An 18,506-nucleotide genomic window follows, 5' to 3' on the forward strand; every position below is an offset into this window, starting at 1 on the left:
GTCAACTGTCAACTGATAGCAGCTTCAATGTACTGACTGTCTAACAAAAAGGCACCTTTTTCAAAGCGAATTCCCCAATAATTGCCGGGACGCCGATCGATCACAACACCTTCAGCGCCGATCGCAATTACATTCGCAGGCCGCAGCATCGGCATCGGTTCGGCAGTTTTGACGTAAGGTGGCATCGCCACAACTCGGACTTTTTGACCGACAGTGAAATCTTTTTCCATGAGCTTTATTCCCTCAAAAAACACGGCGATAAAGGAATTTTAACAAGGAATGTTTCTGTTTGATTGATTAATAGATTATGGATGGATAAAAAAAAAGGTAATTATGAAGCGTAATTAAGGAAATTAGCGGCAAAATTATTGATATTTTAGGCTTCCATCTTCGTTGTTATATTCAAGTTCATGATATTTTCCCCCTAACCCTAAGTCATGAAGACATCGTTGGTAGTTTTTGGCTCCCATATCGAAAGGGTTAGTCCTGTTCAATCTGGCCCATTCAGCTATCTTTAGCTGGTTAGTTACCCCTGAAGCATCGCCTACGGTTTTGACAATCCAATCAAACATTTTTTTTCCTCTAAGCTGTATCTCACTCTACCTCTCTAGATTAGCTATATATTCACCTATAGGCAATCGAACCTTTTTTTGCCTCTAAGCTGTATCTCACCCCTAACTCGGACGATCGCCCGTAACACCCCTGACCGATCGCGCTACAATTGTCAATCGGGATGAAAATGGCTGATTAGGAAAATAGAGGAGTAGGTGTTATGGCTACAAATCGTCGCATTGAGCGTGTAGCTTCAATGATTAAACGGGAAGTCAGCCTGATGTTGCTGAATGGAATCAAGGACGACCGTGTAGGTGCTGGTATGGTTAGCGTTACCGACGTAATTGTTTCGGGAGACCTTCAGCATACAAAAATTTTTGTCAGCATCTACGGTACTGATGAGGCAAAAGCCGAGACTATGGAGGGCTTGAAATCTGCTACTAGCTATGTCCGCAACCAGTTGGGTCAACGGGTGCAACTGCGCCGGACACCGGAAGTGATATTTCTCGAAGACCGTTCTTTGGAACGGGGCGATAAAATGTTGATACTGCTGAATCAGCTTTCTGCCGATCGCAAACCAGGTATGTTTGATGACGAAGAATTGGCCGATGGCAATGAAAATGATGATGATTTAGAAGCAGACGAGGATTAGTGTCTGAAGGTAGTCAACAGTCAACAGTCAACAGTCAACCGTCAACAGTCAACCGTCAACAGTCAACAATTCCTAATTTCCCATGATTGACAATCTTTCCTTACCAGAACTGGTGGCCCAGATGTTCGTGGTGCGCGCTTCCGGCTGCTTGTTCGACCACCAAATTTGCTATCCCGAATGGGAACCAACTGCCAGCAAACTCCGCTATTATCTGGAAAATTTGGGCGTCGGTGGGGTGATATTGGTCGGGGGAAGTGCTGCGGAGTTGGCAGTTCGATCGCACCAATTGCAGTCTTGGGCTAAGTTTCCGCTACTGCTGGCGGCTGATATTGAGGAAGGTGTCGGCCAGCGGTTCGGGGGGGCGACTTGGTTCGGGCCGCCGATGGCAATTGCCGAAGTAGCGCGACAGGATGCAGGTAAAGCCGATCGATATGCTGAAGAAATGGGCGCTGTCACTGCGATCGAAGCTAGGGCGATCGGTTTGAATTGGATTCTCGCACCAGTAGTTGATGTTAACAACAATCCCGACAATCCCGTAATTAACGTCCGCGCTTTTGGCGAGACACCGGAAATTGTCGGCAAATTGGCCGCTGCTTTTATTCGAGGTGCAGGTGATCACCCGGTTTTGACTACAGCTAAGCATTTTCCCGGCCACGGAGACACCGCGGTTGATTCTCACTTGGAATTGCCGGTTTTGCCGCATTCGCCAGCGAGATTGGCCGAGGTTGAGTTGCCTCCTTTTGTTGAGGCGATCGCCGCTGGGGCGGATGCTGTGATGAGTGCTCACTTGCTGATTCCGGCTTGGGATGCCGAGTTTCCTGCTACTCTTTCTCGCAAAATTTTGATCGGGAAGCTGCGATCCGAGTTGGGATTTGAAGGTTTGATCGTGACGGATGCTTTGGTGATGGGTGCGATCGCCAATAAGTACGGCGCTAATGAAGCAGCAGTTTTGGCGGCTGAGGCTGGTGCTGATGTTTTGCTGATGCCGCTTGACCCGGAAGGGGCGATTCAGGCGGTCTGCGAAGCTGTCACTCAAGGGCGTATTCCTATCTCACAAATTCAGGAATCTGTCAAGCGAATTTGGAAAGCGAAAATAAAGGTGGGTTTGTCGATTTCTGACCCCCCCCAACCCCCCCTTGCTAAGGGGGGGAGCAAGAATCTAGAATCGCTCGACTCGATCGACTTAAGTTTGCTGGCAAATCCCCAGGCAAGGGCAACTGCTGCCGATATTTTGCGAGATTCTTTGAAATTTGGGGGAAATCTACCTTTGCAGGTTCCAAAGCCCCCAGAAAACCAGCTTTTGCGGAATTTGATTGTTGTAGATGATGTTTTGGGGTGCGAGTTTTTGGGAAACCACACTCCGGCGATCGCGCTTCCCGAACAGTTTGGTTACGAATTGCAACTGATTGACGATCGCACAGGCGCGATCGCGGATAATGCAGGTGCACAGCGTTTTTCTCCGACACTGCTGCAAATTTTCATTCGCGGCAATTGCTTCCGAGGCAGTGCGGGTTTGACCCAAGCAGCTCAAGATTTGTTTAAGAAATTATTAAAGACGGGAGAACTGCAAGCTGTCCTAATTTACGGAAGTCCCTACGTTTTAGAGCAATTTTTGCCCCACTTGCCTCCGAGTATTCCTTATGTATTTTGTTTCGGGCAGATGCCGGTAGCCCAATCTCTTGCTCTAGAAGTGCTGTTTGGAATTGACGCCACGGGCAATTCTTGAACTGCCGGACTCCTAAATCTTTTTTTTGCTGCTGCGTCAGGACTTAAATTCATCAACCCGGTTTCTGGCAAGAAATAATTTTGCCTTTGGCAACGAAGCATCCAGAAACCGGGAATCGGGCGCGGCTTCCTCAATTCTGAATTGAGCTTTGCAGCAGATGGGTCTGCTAGCCAGGAAAAGTGGCGGCCAAAATCCCAAGACAAATCCAATCACTTACTAATCATTCCTATAAGAATTTTCAATTGACCGCCAGAAATTGTATACCTGTATACTGACAAAATTTAACTTACATATCCGGAATTTTGGACTATATTATTACCAGGGCCATAATTTTTTTTTTACTAAAACCTTGAGGGCGCATTATGATTCAGTCCACTATCAAAATCCAATACTCTTTAGATGTCATCCAGGATGAAGCCCGTCACCTCGTGCACGAGGGCGTACTCAGCCGCCAGCAGCCCATATATACGCTCTGCCAATTTATTCCGCCCCGTGAATGGGCCTGTGTAGAGTGCGAATTAGAAAAATGCGACTTCTTGCTGCGCGATCGCATCGCCGACCTGATCGGTTCTGAAAACTGGGACAATGACTAAAGTTTGGTTCTTTTAAATAAGTTTGCAAATCACTTTGCAAGTAAACTCCGGCTATATTAAAGACTCTTGATTCTTTAATGCTGGGAATTTTTGACACGCAAATTTTCCAACTCGGTCCTCAGCGCTGCCATGTCTGCAGTTAATTCTTGAATCTCTAGCTTTACGTTAGGCTGTACAACCGACTCGGGAGGAGAATCAGTCGTTGCATCTGACTGCTTGGGCGAGACAGATTCGCTCTCGGCATTCTCCCGATCGCCCGGTTGAGAAAAAATAGTATCTACAAAATTCCGGGCTTCTCGATCGGTCATTTCTCCTTTTTCCACCAGCTCATCGGCTAGCTGACCCAAATCTGACTTCAGTTTGTCAAGATTTTCTTCTCGCTTCAGAGGATCTTGCAATGTCTCAATTAAAAAGGAAGTTGCACCTAAAGTCAGGTGAAATCCTGTTTGCAGCATTTGAGGCAGGTTGTCGGGATTCATCTAAAAATGCCGCTAAAACGTTTTTCTCAGTTTTGGGTTCGCTAGTTGCTCCCAAGTCGGGGCGTAAAGCCGCTTCTTAACGGGAAGATGCTTGCGTTGTGGGTCGTTATCGCCCCGAGTCAGGAAAGATCAGCTTTTGGGGGGACGTTTTTCCGTTGTGTTCATACTAATCGTATCATTACTTCGTAAATTAATAAATGTCAAGTGTAAATTTTTGTAACTACGAATCGAGACATTCCCACTGGAAGGCTCAGTATATTTGATATTTGAGATTAAACAGGACTTACGCACTCCGACTAAAAAAAACCTGGTTGCTGCCCAACCGTGCGTAAGTCCTGTTCGATCCAGTTAAGGATATAGCGCCTCACCGGTGGAGGGGTCAAAGATAAATAGTCGATCGAAGTCAAGCTGTACCGTCAGTCGATCGCCTGATCGCAATCGAACACTCGCAGGTACTTGCACCTGTAAAGTAGTTTCAGCGTTCAACGAAGGCAAACTCGCTCGGATTAAAGTTTCTCGCCCCAGAGGCTCCACTACTTTTACCTCTACATCAAGAGGTACTTTTTCTAATGCCCAAACATCGGTTTTCAAATCATCTTCTTCTGCGTTTTGTGGCGTAAACATTTCTATATTTTCTGGACGGATGCCCAAATCAAATCCTTGTCCTTCTCTAGGCTGCAATTTTTTCTGAATCGACGGCGGACAGACTAAAGATTGATTTCCTACTTGAAAGGATTCGTTAGTATAAATTGCAGGTAAAATGTTCATGGCGGGATTGCCTAAAAATGTGGCAACCATGCGGTTAGCTGGTTTCGCATAAATGCTTTGCGGGTCTCCAATTTGTTGAATTTTTCCCCCATTTAAGACTACAATCTTATCAGCTAAAGTCATCGCTTCCACTTGGTCGTGGGTGACGTAAATTGTGGTAATGCCCAACCGTTGATGCAGTTGTTTGAGTTCTGCTCTAGTGTCGTCTCGCAGTTGAGCATCAAGGTTAGAAAGCGGTTCATCTAAAAGGAATACTTTGGGTTCGCGGGCGATCGCCCTTCCCAGTGCTACCCGCTGCTGCTGTCCGCCTGATAGCTGTTTGGGCTTGCGCTTGAGGAGGTGGTCGATAGAGAGCGATCGGGCTACTGTTTCGACTCGTTCTTGAATTTTAGTCGGGTCAACATTCCGCATCCGCAATCCAAAAGCCAAGTTTTCTGCGACAGTCATGTGCGGATAAAGCGCGTAATTTTGAAACACCATTGCAACGTCCCGCTGTCTCGCCGGAATGTTGTTAACTAAATTATCTCCGATGTAAAGATTTCCAGAAGTTGCAGTTTCTAAACCTGCAATTGTCCGCATAATTGTAGATTTTCCGCAGCCGGAGGGCCCGACTAATACCCAAAATTCCCCGTCCGGGACTTTGAAGCTGATGTTTTCGATCGCGGTGACGTTTTGGTAGCGTCGGGTAATATTTTCTAAGCGAACATTTGCCATTTTTTAATTGTAATGGGTAATTGATAATTAGTGCTTTTTACCTTCAACCTTCAGCGTTCAGAAAACTGTTCCAGTTCTAAAACTGTGCGGTCTAATTCTTCAACTATAGGCGTTAAATCAGCTTTGCGGAATGCTTCTACTAAAGAACGATAATACCAGAGAGTACCGTCTTTGCCACCTTTGAAGCGTTCCCAAACAATGTCGCCCAATTGACGGGAATCTTTCAGGATCGATCGAACATTATAAAGTTTATCAGCAGCCGAGACTAATCTCACTGAGCCAGAAGCTGTAGAAATGCGATCGATATAAGCTTGTTTTCGCTGACGCCAAGGGGGTTTCGGCGTCTCGTCACTGTCGGTACAGCCGTCTACAATCGCTGTGACGGTATCGCCAAAGCGGCGGCGGATGGCTTCGCGGGTGGTGGCGCCGCCTTGATCTTCGATCGCATCGTGAAGCAAAGCTGCGATCGCCTCATCTTCCGAAGCCCCATATTCTAAAGCTATACTAGCAGTACCCAACAAATGGGCAATGTAGGGAACGCCCGAACCTTTGCGAAGTTGGGTAGCGTGCAATTCGGCGGCATAGGTGAGGGCTTCAGAAAAACGGTTTGAGAGAATCATGAAAGTCACCTTTCTTAATTCCTATGATATATAAATTGTCTGGCTAAGTTGACAAGACAAAATCTACTAACTTTAATAACATCATAAAGATGCGATCGAGAGCGATCGCTTGTAAACTTATAATCGTTAAACAGAGGTTGCGAGCATGACAGCTACTATAATTATACCAAATAATGCCGACCAAAAGTCAGAGCAAGAATTACCGCAAAAATCAGAAAATATAGCAAAAATTCCGCCAGAATCGGATCATAAAAAAGTCATATCTCTTGAAGATTTTTTAGTCAGACCTGCTGAGAGAATGGAATGGGTTGACGGCAACTTAGTGGAGAAAACAGGAATGACATTCAAGCACGGTCTCGCTCAATCTAAATTATCTACATCCTGGAGAAATTACAAAAATTCCAGCGGACAGGGAGGAGAAGTTCTTACAGAAGTCCTTTGTCGCACTAGCAAGCAGGGTCGCCGTCCCGATGTTGCTTACATTACTCCTGAACTGCTGCCACAATCAGGCAATTTTACAGCATTTTCCCAAAGTTTTCCTTTGATAGCGGAAGTTGCTTCCCCCGAAGATAGCGGCGAAGAGTTATTTGCCAAAGCTCAGGAATATTTGGAATCGGGATGTTTAGAAGTTTGGTTGCTGTTTCCTGAAGCTAGATTAATATTTGTCAATGGGGGGCAAAGCTGGCGGTTGTTTAATGCCGATGAAGTTGTTAACAGTCAAAGTGTGCTTGCAGGTTTTAGCGTAGCCGTAAGTGAATTGTTGGCTTGAGGAATTTGTTAAAATAATTTATTAAAACCATAAAAAGAGAAACTCCAGGTGAGAAACTTTAGCTTAAGACTGGGTTGAATGAGAATGTGGGAACGATCAAATCGAGTTTAAGATCGACCTACAGGTAACTTTTAAGTATTGATACAGTTAACATCTGATTAGGGGACTGCGGCGTAGACTGAAAAGGACTGACCCTTTAGGGTCAGCAGATTCATCCCACGACTAGAAGCGATGGGCTTTATCTGCGATTTTCTGTAAGCGGTAGTCTTCGATTGGAATGGGGTTGAGAGATTTTTGGTGGAGTGCGATCGCCTTTAAATTTGAGCCAGAACGATCGCCCGATCTACTCAAAATAACAGTCTGCTAACAGATCCAAGCCGATCGCAGTCTCCCAGCCACTCCACCAACCAACGGCAGATCAAGCAACTGAGCGATTGTGGCACTTCCGTGAACAAAAGAAAACCACTCGCAACTTACTAATGCGACTGGTGGTTGGAGGTACGAGATTAATTATTAGCGTCACTGCCTAGCCAGGACTTTAAGCGCCTTGAAAGCTCTATCAAGGTGGATTGAACATCAAGCTAGCAATTCCTCAAGTCTATTTTCCAGAGAAGCCACTAGCATTTCTATGCCAAACTCATCCCTGAATCTATTTAAACTTAAGCGCAAACTTTCCCTGCGATCGCTCTTGATAGTCCCGTTTGTACTACAAATCTTCGTAGCAGTTGGGCTAACGGGATATATTTCCCTGCGGAATGGACAGAAGGCAGTCAATGATGTTGCCAGTCAGTTACGAAAAGAGATGAGCGATCGCCTCAACCTGCAAGTTCTAAACTATTTGGAAAAACCTTATGTTGCCGGACAAGTGATCGTAGCTGCGGCTCAAGAGGGTCAGCTTGATTTAACAAATTTCACCAAACTGGAACGAACGTTGTGGCGCTTAGTCAGCCAAAATACCCTCGAAGACGTGCAAATTGGTTTAGAGGATGGCACGAATATTGCCCTAGATACAACAATCAATGACGGCATCGTTTCTCGCCTCAGTGACAAAGCGCGTCTACCTCAACGCCAATTCTACAAACTTGACGATCAAGGTCAACGGGTCGCACTGCTCAAAACTCAGGCAGAGTTTGACCCTCGGACTCGACCCTGGTATCAAGTTGTACAGAAAGCCGGAAAACCAGCCTGGACATCTGTGCCCTACGTTAGCAGTTCGTATCAATCGGCTACCATGGCTCTATCCCAGCCGATTTACAAGAGCGATGGAACGTTACTAGGGGTGGAAAAAAGTACCTTTCGGCTGGACAAAATTCATCGTTTTCTGAGCGAGTTGAAGGTGGGTCAAACGGGACAAACGTTTATCGTAGATCGATCGGGCAATCTGATTGCCAGTTCAACGATCAAACAGCCTTACATTCTGGATCTTAAAAATGAGGAGTTGCAACAAATTCCTGCCGTCAAGTCTGAAAATGTTGTAATTCGTACCACCGCGCAAGCCATCCTCGATCGGTTGAGCAACTTCAAGGCTATTCAACAGAGTCAACAGCTTGATTTCATGCTGGCAAATCAGCGTCAGTTCGTTCAAGTTTCAGCCATTCGAGACGAACGCGGTATTGACTGGTTGAGCGTTGTGGTAGTACCTGAATCAGATTTTATGGCACAAATCAATGCCAATACTCGCACCACAATTTTGCTGTGTCTAGGGGCTTTGGTGGTGACGACTATACTGGGCCTTTTTACTTCGCGTTGGATTACCACACCGATTTTGCAGCTACAAAAAGCCAGTCAGGCGATTAGCTTCGGACAGTTGGATCAAACACTTCAGGTGCAAGGCATTAGTGAATTAGAATCCCTGGCAGATTCCTTTAACCAGATGGCAGGTCAACTGAAAACCTCCTTTGTCCAACTGGAAAGCCGGGTTGAGGAACGCACCGCAGAACTGAAAGAAGCAAAACAGGTAGCCGATAGTGCGAACCAAGCAAAAAGCGAATTTCTCGCCAACATGAGCCACGAACTCCGCACTCCCCTCAACGGCATTCTGGGCTATGCTCAAATCCTCAACCGATCCAAAGCGTTGCCAGCAAAAGAACGTCATGGGGTAGAAGTCATTTACCAGTGCGGTTCTCATTTGCTGACGCTGATTAACGATGTGTTGGACTTGTCCAAAATTGAAGCCGGCAAACTAGAACTCGCACCTAAAGCAATTCACTTTCCCTCATTCGTCCAAGGTGTCGCTGAAATCTGTCGCATTCGTGCCGACCAAAAAGGCATTGATTTTGTTTACAATCCCGATCCGCAGTTGCCTGAAGGGATTTTTGCGGATGAAAAACGGCTGCGTCAGGTGTTACTCAACTTGGTGGGAAATGCGATTAAATTCACCGACAAAGGTTCGGTCACGCTCAAGGTTGCGGTAGTTGAGAATAATCCCAATCCGTCCACTCGCTGGGTCAAATTTCAAATTGAAGATACAGGCGTAGGAATTGCGCCCGAGCACTTGGATAAAATTTTCCAGGCTTTTGAACAAGTGGGCGATCGCCAGCGCCAAGCCGAGGGCACGGGTTTAGGATTGGCGATCAGCCAAAGGATTGTCCAACTTATGAACGGACAAATCCAAGTTAAAAGCCAACCGGGAGTGGGCAGTGAATTCTTTTTTGAGGTGGAACTGGCGATCGCCGCAGATTGGGCCGAGCAAAACTCCATCACAACTGGAAAACAAATTATTGGTTACGAAGGACAACGACGCAGCATTCTGGTGGTAGACGATCGTTGGGAAAACCGAGCCGTTCTCGTCAACTTGTTAGAGCCACTCGGATTCCAACTGACTGAGGCAGAAAATGGACAAGCAGGATTGGAAAAAATACGACAGTCTCAACCTGACTTATTGATTACAGACTTGGCGATGCCAGTTATGGATGGCTTTGAACTGCTCAAACAAATTCGCAGTGCAAAGGATTTGCAACCGCAGAAGATCATTGTCTCTTCCGCATCAGTATCACAAGCCTATCGACAGATGAGTTTAGATGCAGGGGCAAATGATTTCTTAGCAAAGCCAGTGGAAATCAGTGAATTATTTAACCTCTTAGCCACTCATTTAGAATTAAAATGGAAATATGAAATTACAGCCTCCAACGAGTCTGGTTCATCCATTCCAACGACTGCATTAGAAAATCCAGAAGGGAGTATTATTCCTTCCCCCCTTGAGTTAAAGACCTTACTAGAAATGGCACAAAAAGGTAACTTAAAACGGCTACGATCGCACACAGAGCAGATTGCTGGCTCTAACCCTGGCTACGCAGATTTTACCTCACAAATTATTCGACTGGCCAAGCAATTTAAAGCCGAAGAAATTGAAGAGTTGCTACAACAACACCTCACAGAGAAGAAAGCCGATGTCTAGTCCTGAATTAATTCTGGTGGTGGATGATACCCCTGCGAATTTAGAAGTGGTTTGTGAAACTTTAAGTGATGCGGGGTACGAAGTAGCAACCGCAATCAACGGCGATCGCGCTCTTAAGCGAGTCCAAGTTTATCCTCCCGATCTGATCTTGCTCGATGTTCAAATGCCAGGAATTGACGGCTTTGAAACCTGCAAACGTCTGAAGGCCGATCCGAAAACAGCCAGTATTCCCATCATTTTTATGACTGCTCTCTCCGATGCCGACAGTAAGGAGAAAGGATTTGTCCTGGGTGCTGTGGACTACATCACCAAACCCTTTCAAGAAAAGGAGATGCTAGCACGGGTGAAAACTCATTTGCAGCTACGGCAGTTAACTAAAAATCTCGAACAGCGTGTAGCTGAGCAAACGGCTGATTTAGAAGCCACACTTACACAACTGCAACAGTCTCAGCTTTATCTGATCCACACCGAAAAGATGTCTGCTTTGGGCAATTTAGTCGCGGGTGTCGCGCACGAAATTAATAACCCGCTTTGCTTTCTTGCTGGCAATCTGAAACCTGCTCAGGACTACATTAAAGACCTCTTTCAACTAATTGAGCTATACCAAAAAGAACTCCCTTATCCAAGTGCCTCACTACAGGCAGTCGTGGAGGAAATAGATTGGGAATATTTACAAGAAGATTTACCCAAGTTGATCGATTCGATGCAAGAAGGAGTCGATCGCATTCGCACCATTAGCACCAGTTTAAGAACTTTCTCGCGTTCGGATTGCGATCGCCCCATTCATTACAATATCCACGACGGCATTGACAGCACGATCTTGATTCTCAAGCATCGCCTCAAAGCCAACGAATCTCGCCCGGAAATTCAAGTCATCACAGACTATGGCGATCTGCCACAGGTAGAATGCTTTGCCGGACAGTTGAATCAGGTATTTATGAATCTGCTGGCAAATGCGATCGATGCCCTTGAGGAATCAAATCAAGGACGCAGTTTTGCTCAGATCAAAGCCAACCCCAACCAGATTACTGTCAAGACGCAATTGTCGGAATCTCAGGCAGTGATCCGAATTCAGGATAATGGGATTGGCATTACGGATGCGGTGAAGCCAAAAATCTTTGAGCATCTGTTTACCACCAAAGGCGTGGGGCAAGGAACAGGGCTAGGATTGGCGATCGCCCGTCAAATCGTAGTCCAGAAACACTCTGGAACTCTAGAAGTCAACTCAACTTTAGGTCAAGGTACAGAATTTGTGATTTCAATTCCCGTGAAGGAGCTCGCTGTAAAAGACATTCAGGCAACGATCTGCGTTGACGCAGCATAACAAATCGTTGCAGCAGCAGAAACATGATTAATCGCCTCTTCAAACCTTCCAAACTATTGATATAGTAGTACGCGGTGCAAAAAACGGTAAACCATGACAGCCACAAATCTCGTCAATAAATTTGAGTACAAACCCCTATACAAACCGAATCAATTAATTTGCGGAACGGGGCAAACAGCCATTGTCAGTGGCTGGACAGTAAAAAGTGCGATCGGCAAACATTTACAACCCAACGAATTTGCTGTCATCGGACAACTCTACTCTCCTACTCGCGGCATCAACTTCTTAATTAGAAACTTGCTCTGCAATCCCCACGTCCGCTTTTTAGTAATTCTCAACGCTACCAAAGAAGACCGCAACTCGGGTGCTGCCGCGTGCTTGATAGATTTTTTTCGCAACGGCTTTGAAGCCGGTAAAAGCGATACTGGCAGAGATTGTTGGCTAATTAAATCTGCAATATTTGGCTACATTGATATTGAAATAGCACCCGAAGCCTTAGAACTATTGCGTCATTCAATAGAATGCAAAGAAGCTACAAGTATAGCAGAAACAGTGACTATTGTCAAATCTTTTGCCCAAAAAGAATCTGTTGAACCTTGGGGAGAAACCGTAACTTTTCCGTTAGTCGAAATTGTCCCGACTGTACTCCCCGGTCAGAAATACGGACACAGAATCGAAGGCAAAACTATTGCCGAAACTTGGGTAAAAATCATCCACCGAATTAAGACCACCGGCACCTTACGGCCGACTGGTTACGACGGACAGTGGCAAGAATTAATTGACTTAATGGCAGTGATTACCGATGAACCGGCGGAGTTCTATTTTCCCGAACCGAATTACTTACCCATCGACCGCGATTTCCTCGAACAGTACAAACCGCAAATGCTCGAAGATGCTCCGTATAACGAAGGCATTAAATATACCTACGCACAGCGGATGCGGTCGTGGTTTGGACGCGATCAAATTGAGGAAGTTATAACCAAACTAATTAAGGAAATTGACGCAGCAAGTGCTGTAATTAGTTTGTGGGATGCGGGCGGAAATATTAACAGAAGACCTGACGGTTCCTCGGACCACCAGCACAGCGGCAGTCCTTGTTTAAATCATATTTGGGTGCGAGTTGTAGACGGTGAAATATCGCTAACTGCAACTCTCCGCAGTAACGATATGTTTGCGGCTTGGCCGGCCAATGCAATGGGTTTGCGGGCTTTGCAGCAGCACATTCGAGATGAAATTGCGAGGCGTTCCGATTATAATTTGACAATGGGCCCGTTGGTAACGCTGAGTCAATCGGCTCACTTGTATGACGATACCTTTGAAAATGCCGATCGACTAATTCAAACCCAATATGCTAAAATCTGCGAAGAGCGAGACTTTTTCGATGCAGCAGGCAATTTTTTAGTTGAAGTAGCGGACAATCAGATAGTAGTCACGCAAACCACCCCCGGCAGCGGCGAAGTTGTCACCTGTTATTCTGGAAAAAACCCTCTCAAGTTAGTGCGAGAAATTTGTGCTGCTTCCCCGGCTATCAAAGGCGAGCATATTGGTTATTTGGGAATAGAATTGCAGAAGGCGGCCGAGTGTCTGAAAACGAGCAAGCAATACATCCAGGATAGACGATGAATTTAGAAGAAGAAAGACCGAGTTGGGACGAATACTTCTTAATGTTAGCCAAATTGGCCGCTACTCGATCGACTTGTCTGGCTTTTCCTGTAGGCGCGGTGATAACTAAAAACAGGCAAGTTTTAGCAACGGGTTACAACGGTTCGCCGTCAGGTTCGGCACACTGTACTACTCAAGGCTTCTGCTATCCTGGTTTGAGTAGTTGCGACGCCAGCAAAACTTTGCCATCAAGGGCGGTTCACGCCGAAGCAAATGCGATCGCCAAAGCTGCAAAACACGGTATATCTACTGCTGGGGCTAGTATTTACGTCACCTTAGAACCCTGTATCTATTGTTTGAAATTAGTCATTGCGGCTGGAATTCGAGAAGTGTTTTACGAAACGAGTTTTAACAGTGGAGAAAAAGCTGCTTTGAGAGATACTTTTATCAGTGAAGGTATTGTTGAGTTAAAACAAATTCAGCTATCTGAAGATACAGCAAAAAAGGCGGCTTTGTTTTTGTTGAATCCTACGTCTGTGTCAAAAGATCATGTAACAGGAATTGTAGGCCCCGGCAAACAATAAAACCTAACTCCCCCAACCCCTCTGTTTTCAGGATAGGGTTCTGGATTTGTAGTATCTAGCATAGGACTTACGCACATACTACGAAATTACGTCATTCTGAGCGATAGCGAAGAATCTCAAACCTTTGTACTGGCGTTACAGTGCGTAAGCCCCGTGAGATAAAATTCGTTCAGCGTCTACCTCTGTTGCGAAAGCACGGGAACTTGGCATGAAGCGGTCAATATCAGCCCTCTGCCCCCTGGCTGATGTCAATTTTTGCGGAAATAAAAATTATTTGTTAAGAGCTTACTATTCAATAGTCCAGACAGTTTTTAGTTCGTAGTCTGAAACCCGTGATTTTCCGTTGGTAGCTCGATTGCCTTGGAGCCTTGAAACCCTTATTCTACGGTTGGCAATCAAAAAATGTCCGAAGTATTGACTATTAAGTATTGAGAAAAATGTGACGAACCAATAAGTTTATACTCTTGACGTTAAACCTCAAGTTGGGCTATCTTAGTAAAATTAGTATATCTAAAATCCTCATCTATCCAATGGACTTGAGTAAAATCCCCAAACCTTTGTTGATTGCTTCTATTGTTGTCTTTTTATTGTTCGTAGGATATGGGGCGGCGATTCATGTTCCGGGAATAAAAATAGTGGACGAAACAAAGAGTGATGAAAACAAGGTTGAGAATAAAGATTCCAAAACCTCAGATTCAAAAAGTGTAAAGGTCAGTGTCTTTGATGAAACCACTCAGACTCCTATAGTTGGTGCATCAGTAATCATGGAATCAGAGGGTGGCTCGGATTCCGACACAACTGATAATTTAGGTGCTTTTCGAGTTGAAATACCCACAACTGAATGGGTAAAAATTCGTATAAACAAAAAGGGTTGTACGCCTTATAACCAGAACTTAAACCTCCTAAGCAACCCAGATAGACCTAAACAAATTATGTTGAAATGTTCGATGCCAAAAACCTCCTAGTGTGGTATCCCAATGTCATCACTACGTCAGCATTTTCAGCGAATCAAAGAAATAGTTGACTGGAGTTGGACACTAGCCCTAACGTGCCTTGTTGGATACATCACTCTGGGACAACTTGCCCAACTATATTGGGCAATGGTGTTTTTTGGGGGATTAGCAGGTAGTTTTGGTCTATTTTATAAGTTTTCGTGTGATAAATTAGCAGAGCTAAACTCTCTCGATGATTACCAACTTAAAAAAGCCGACCTTTCAGCAGCTACGACTCAAACGTTGCTAGGGGAATTTGCTAGAAGAAACCCTGAAGTTGCTCAGCAGCCTCTTTTTGTTCAAGCACAAGGACAAGTAACCCGCAATAGGCAAAACTATTACACTGTTTTCCAACAGCGGGTAACTGAACAAACACAACCCCCTCCCCAAACATCCCCACAATCATCCCCCAGACCTGTACAACCTTCTCCACAACCGCCAAATCCTTCAAAATCTCGGTATACAACACCTGTTCAACGTCCGTCACCACCTCCACAACCACCACCCAGACCAGTACAACCTCCTCAAGGGTCATCGCCATCACCACGTGCTAGACCTGTACAAACCAGACCAACATCGGCGAAAAAACGATCACCTAGAAAGGCGAAGGCGACTAAACCAAAGCTCTCGACAGAAGGGTCTGAATGGGTTAATGGCCACCCTAGAAATGGGACGTGGGTCAATTCATATCGGAGGCGAAAACGACGAAGGTAATCAGTCCATCGCTTCGATAGTTTAAAAGTCACCCCTCAACATTCAATCAAACTCATTCACAGCTTGCAAATAGTCTATCGCGGCATCTATCCTCGAAGAATACTTAAAAGCAAACTGATCGAACCAATATCCCTCATCGGAATTCTTATCCAACTTTTTCAGCCAAACCTGAGCTTGCCTAACTTTCTGTCTGTGCGTTTGTACGTCCAACTGCTGCCCCGCGACTTTTTCTGCTGGCGGCTGTTCCAGTGAAGCTACTTGCTGAGCTTTATTTTGTGCTTCGTGCTCAGCCTTAAGCGGTTCCAGTGCAGCCACTTCGTGAGCTTTATTTTGCGCTTCGTACTCAGCCTTAATTTGAGCTAAATCCTTATCCAAAGGACTAGCATACAAATTTATATCTGATGTTTTAAATGTTGGATTTGACGGCGCTTGTGCTTGCGCCGGCGTCTGACTTTTTAACTCTGCAATTTTTTGAGATGCTTGATACTCTGCCTTAAGTTCACCTAACAGGCGATCGATCGATTCCATAACTTAAACCCCCTAAAAAATGCTGCTGGGCTAATTGGCCCTAATATAATCACGCAAACTTCGCCCGCCTCCTCAATCAGTTATTGCATTCAGCAATACCTCCGTCAGGGTCATTCCTTCAATATCATCCATCGTGACAGTATCAACGATATCGAATTTAGCCCCAGCGCTTTGCAGTTCGTCATCCAATATCTTGAGAAACTTAGTAGCTTCGGGCGCATTCCCTACTTGAATGAAAGAAATCGCCAACTCTTCATCTCGATCGAGCTTCCGCGAAGCCTCTATAATGGTTTTCATCACTTCTTTGCGATCGTCCGGTTCCCCGTCCGTCACCACTAATATTGTTTCCCCATTTTGCTTGGTCTTACCGGATGCTTTGCGCTGAAAAAAACTGTTCAGAGCGTCTTGCAGAACAGCAGCTAAATTCGTAGTCCCAGAAGGTTCGTTTTCTTGGAAAATTTGCACGACTTTAGCGGATGTTACGTTGTCGTAGCGCTTGAAGCGACCGGAAAACAAATAAACTGTTATGCCATCAGGATCGAGTTCTTCGCATTTATTCGCCAATGCGATCGTCGATTCTTGCATGAGCGCCCACCGACTTTTACCGCCCATCTGGTCTTTGGTGTACATACTGCCGCTTTTGTCAATGATGATGGTATAATCGCGATTCTGAAGCATAAGATTTTTCCTGTTAATTAAGTTTTTCCCAAAAATATCAAAACCAGCGAGCAGAAGCTGTTGAGCTTTAGTTGCTCGCTGCGTTTTTTTAGTTGATTTGCGATCGCAAATAGCCGAATTTAAGCTGCAACTAAAGCATCTTTAAGTGGCTTCCAGCTAAAAGCTCGATCGCCCCCCATCTCCACTGCTATTTTAACTCGCGGTTCTAACGTCGGCAAAACAGTCAAATACTCAATCTCCTGACTCGACAAAATCTGCCCTTCAATAATCCACAGCACGAGTCCTTTTGCTTTAGGTGGCAAATTGTCTAATTGAGTTTGCAAAATCGGCGGCACGTAGTATGTATAACCAACCGCCCCTTCATTGCCAGTAGTTTTCTTGCCCAAATGCGGCGGCCGCACGCCGTGAACCCCCGTCAAATACATCGCCAAATCGCCCAAACCCCGCGCCGAAATCGTGTGAGCACCGTAACCTGCAGCCCTCAGCCTGCGGAGGTAGCGCCCCTCAAATCCTCCCTCTAAAGGAACGTACAGGGCCAGCGACCCCGACTTTTCCAAATCCCGAATCAGATCAGATCCCGTGGTAATCAGTCCCATAAATTTGTGTTTCCTGCTGTATCAAAATTTGGTCGATCGCTGCTTGCGAGCTGGAAATATTATAAATCCTAAAGTTGAGGCGAAAAATTCTCATCGCGGCCTTGACAAACGGCAAACACTTCATGTACTATTGTGAATTGTCGCCGTAAAGGATACTGAGTAGTTTGCTGCTCAAGTCCTGGCACAAACAAGCAAGACCGAGACAAAACTCGGAGATAGAGTCGGTAAAAAGCCGGAAATCTCAACCCTTGCAAGACTTCCACAAGCTCGCTCCCAAATTTAAAACTCCAATTTTAAACACCGAGGAAGGCTGTTGGTTGATAACAGTTAATTGCAGGAACACTGAAATAAATGTTTCTGCACAAGAGCAAGCGGATTGACGTAAACTTCGCAATCCGAAACCTCTTGCGTAAATAAAAGGAAGAAAATCCGTGTCTGTAGGCATTCTTGGCACTAAACTAGGCATGACTCAAGTGTTTGACGACCAAGGGAGAGCAATCCCTGTCACCGTCATACAAGCAGGGCCTTGTACAGTAACTCAAATCAAAACAAAACAAACTGACGGCTACGGTGCCGTTCAAGTCGGATACGGCGATGTTAAGCCGAAGGCTCTCAACAAGCCAGAATTGGGACACCTCGCGAAGTCGGCAGCGACACCATTGCGCCACTTGCAGGAATACCGATTGGAAGACACCAGTTCATTTGAATTAGGTCAACAACTAAAAGCAGATACCTTTACACCGGGACAAATAGTAGATGTCATCGGTACCAGCATCGGTAAAGGTTTTGCAGGTTTTCAAAAGCGCCACAACTTTAAACGAGGCCCCATGTCTCACGGTTCCAAGAACCACCGCGAGCCTGGATCGATCGGACCTGGAACTACTCCTGGTCGCGTTTATCCCGGGAAAAGAATGGCGGGACGTATGGGCAACGTTCAAGTCACCGTCCGCAAACTAACAATTGTCCGGGTGGATACAGAGCAGAATTTGCTGCTAATTAAGGGAGCAGTTCCCGGCAAAGCTGGCGCCTTAGTCAATGTTGTGCCTGAGAAAAAAGTAGGACGTTAGTCAGTAGTCATTAGTCAGTAGTCAGCAGTCAGTAGATAGTGGTTGGCCGTTAGTAGCAAGCAATAACTAAGAACTAAAAGCTGAAAACTAAGAGCTGAAAACTAAGACCTGAGAACAGACAACAGACGACAGACAACAGACGACAGACAAC

Annotated in this window: 18 protein-coding genes; 10 read left to right on the plus strand and 8 right to left on the minus strand. The window is 45.5% G+C overall.

The features are described 5' to 3' along the window. Positions 1-8 precede the first annotated feature (8 nt). Entirely contained in the window at positions 9-230 is a 222-nt protein-coding gene (gene sipA, locus QT996_RS08160; protein ID WP_333045729.1) for a regulatory protein SipA, read from the minus strand. Between the two features lie 542 nt (positions 231-772). Here sipA and rbfA point away from each other — a divergent pair. The 3 genes from rbfA to QT996_RS08175 all read left to right on the plus strand — a co-directional run bounded on the left by rbfA (position 773) and on the right by QT996_RS08175 (position 3,523). Beyond that, complete coding sequence (gene rbfA, locus QT996_RS08165; RefSeq protein ID WP_333045731.1) at positions 773-1,204, plus strand: 30S ribosome-binding factor RbfA; 432 nt, start codon at positions 773-775, stop codon at positions 1,202-1,204. An 82-nt stretch (positions 1,205-1,286) separates the two neighbouring features. After that, positions 1,287-2,930: a glycoside hydrolase family 3 N-terminal domain-containing protein gene (locus tag QT996_RS08170; RefSeq protein ID WP_333045733.1), complete on the plus strand. Its 1,644-nt coding sequence runs from the start codon at positions 1,287-1,289 to the stop codon at positions 2,928-2,930. Between the two features lie 362 nt (positions 2,931-3,292). Beyond that, positions 3,293-3,523 carry a DUF4327 family protein gene (locus QT996_RS08175; protein ID WP_242719673.1) on the plus strand — a complete coding sequence of 77 codons (231 nt, stop codon included), beginning with the start codon at positions 3,293-3,295 and terminating at the stop codon, positions 3,521-3,523. 74 nt (positions 3,524-3,597) lie between these two features. Here the strand turns inward: QT996_RS08175 and QT996_RS08180 are convergent, their stop codons facing one another. The 3 genes from QT996_RS08180 to QT996_RS08190 form a co-directional block, all read right to left on the minus strand. Beyond that, positions 3,598-4,002 (minus strand): hypothetical protein, encoded by a 405-nt coding sequence (locus QT996_RS08180; protein ID WP_333045734.1) that lies wholly within the window; start codon positions 4,000-4,002, stop codon positions 3,598-3,600. Between the two features lie 348 nt (positions 4,003-4,350). Then, complete coding sequence (locus QT996_RS08185) at positions 4,351-5,484, minus strand: ABC transporter ATP-binding protein (RefSeq protein ID WP_333045736.1); 1,134 nt, start codon at positions 5,482-5,484, stop codon at positions 4,351-4,353. Between the two features lie 50 nt (positions 5,485-5,534). Next, positions 5,535-6,104 carry an HD domain-containing protein gene (locus QT996_RS08190; protein WP_333045738.1) on the minus strand — a complete coding sequence of 190 codons (570 nt, stop codon included), beginning with the start codon at positions 6,102-6,104 and terminating at the stop codon, positions 5,535-5,537. Positions 6,105-6,249: 145 nt separating this feature from the next. On the opposite strand from QT996_RS08190, the gene QT996_RS08195 reads away from it, so the two are divergent. The 6 genes from QT996_RS08195 to QT996_RS08220 all read left to right on the plus strand — a co-directional run bounded on the left by QT996_RS08195 (position 6,250) and on the right by QT996_RS08220 (position 14,745). After that, entirely contained in the window at positions 6,250-6,873 is a 624-nt protein-coding gene (locus QT996_RS08195; protein ID WP_333045739.1) for a Uma2 family endonuclease, read from the plus strand. A 628-nt stretch (positions 6,874-7,501) separates the two neighbouring features. Continuing rightward, positions 7,502-10,270: an ATP-binding protein gene (locus QT996_RS08200; RefSeq protein ID WP_333045742.1), complete on the plus strand. Its 2,769-nt coding sequence runs from the start codon at positions 7,502-7,504 to the stop codon at positions 10,268-10,270. Further along, a complete protein-coding gene (locus tag QT996_RS08205; RefSeq protein ID WP_333045744.1) occupies positions 10,263-11,594 on the plus strand; it encodes a response regulator in 1,332 nt (443 codons plus the stop codon). The genes QT996_RS08200 and QT996_RS08205 overlap by 8 nt, the downstream gene beginning before the upstream one ends. A 93-nt stretch (positions 11,595-11,687) precedes the next feature. Then, on the plus strand, positions 11,688-13,217 hold the full coding sequence (locus QT996_RS08210; protein ID WP_333045745.1) for a thymidylate synthase: 1,530 nt from the start codon (positions 11,688-11,690) through the stop codon (positions 13,215-13,217). Next, the gene (locus QT996_RS08215) at positions 13,214-13,780 is read left to right on the plus strand and encodes a dCMP deaminase family protein (protein ID WP_333045746.1); all 567 of its coding nucleotides are present in this window, start codon (positions 13,214-13,216) and stop codon (positions 13,778-13,780) included. Before QT996_RS08210 ends, QT996_RS08215 begins: the two co-directional genes overlap by 4 nt. A 464-nt stretch (positions 13,781-14,244) precedes the next feature. Further along, positions 14,245-14,745 carry a hypothetical protein gene (locus QT996_RS08220; protein ID WP_333045748.1) on the plus strand — a complete coding sequence of 167 codons (501 nt, stop codon included), beginning with the start codon at positions 14,245-14,247 and terminating at the stop codon, positions 14,743-14,745. A 286-nt stretch (positions 14,746-15,031) separates the two neighbouring features. Here QT996_RS08220 and QT996_RS08225 read toward each other — a convergent pair whose 3' ends face one another. From QT996_RS08225 to QT996_RS08240, 4 genes are all read right to left on the minus strand, one after another. Next, the gene (locus QT996_RS08225; protein WP_333045749.1) at positions 15,032-15,313 is read right to left on the minus strand and encodes a hypothetical protein; all 282 of its coding nucleotides are present in this window, start codon (positions 15,311-15,313) and stop codon (positions 15,032-15,034) included. A 215-nt stretch (positions 15,314-15,528) separates the two neighbouring features. Then, positions 15,529-16,014 (minus strand): salt stress protein, Slr1339 family, encoded by a 486-nt coding sequence (locus QT996_RS08230; protein WP_333045750.1) that lies wholly within the window; start codon positions 16,012-16,014, stop codon positions 15,529-15,531. A gap of 72 nt (positions 16,015-16,086) precedes the next feature. Further along, the gene (locus QT996_RS08235) at positions 16,087-16,692 is read right to left on the minus strand and encodes a VWA domain-containing protein (protein WP_333045751.1); all 606 of its coding nucleotides are present in this window, start codon (positions 16,690-16,692) and stop codon (positions 16,087-16,089) included. 119 nt (positions 16,693-16,811) lie between these two features. Next, positions 16,812-17,288 (minus strand): NAD(P)H-quinone oxidoreductase subunit N, encoded by a 477-nt coding sequence (locus QT996_RS08240; RefSeq protein WP_242719691.1) that lies wholly within the window; start codon positions 17,286-17,288, stop codon positions 16,812-16,814. 431 nt (positions 17,289-17,719) lie between these two features. On the opposite strand from QT996_RS08240, the gene rplC reads away from it, so the two are divergent. After that, positions 17,720-18,355: a 50S ribosomal protein L3 gene (rplC, locus tag QT996_RS08245; protein ID WP_333045753.1), complete on the plus strand. Its 636-nt coding sequence runs from the start codon at positions 17,720-17,722 to the stop codon at positions 18,353-18,355. Positions 18,356-18,506 lie beyond the last annotated feature (151 nt).

Origin of the sequence: Microcoleus sp. S13C4 (genome assembly GCF_036700865.1) — a bacterium.
In the GTDB taxonomy this organism is placed as follows: Bacteria; Cyanobacteriota; Cyanobacteriia; order Cyanobacteriales; family Microcoleaceae; genus Microcoleus.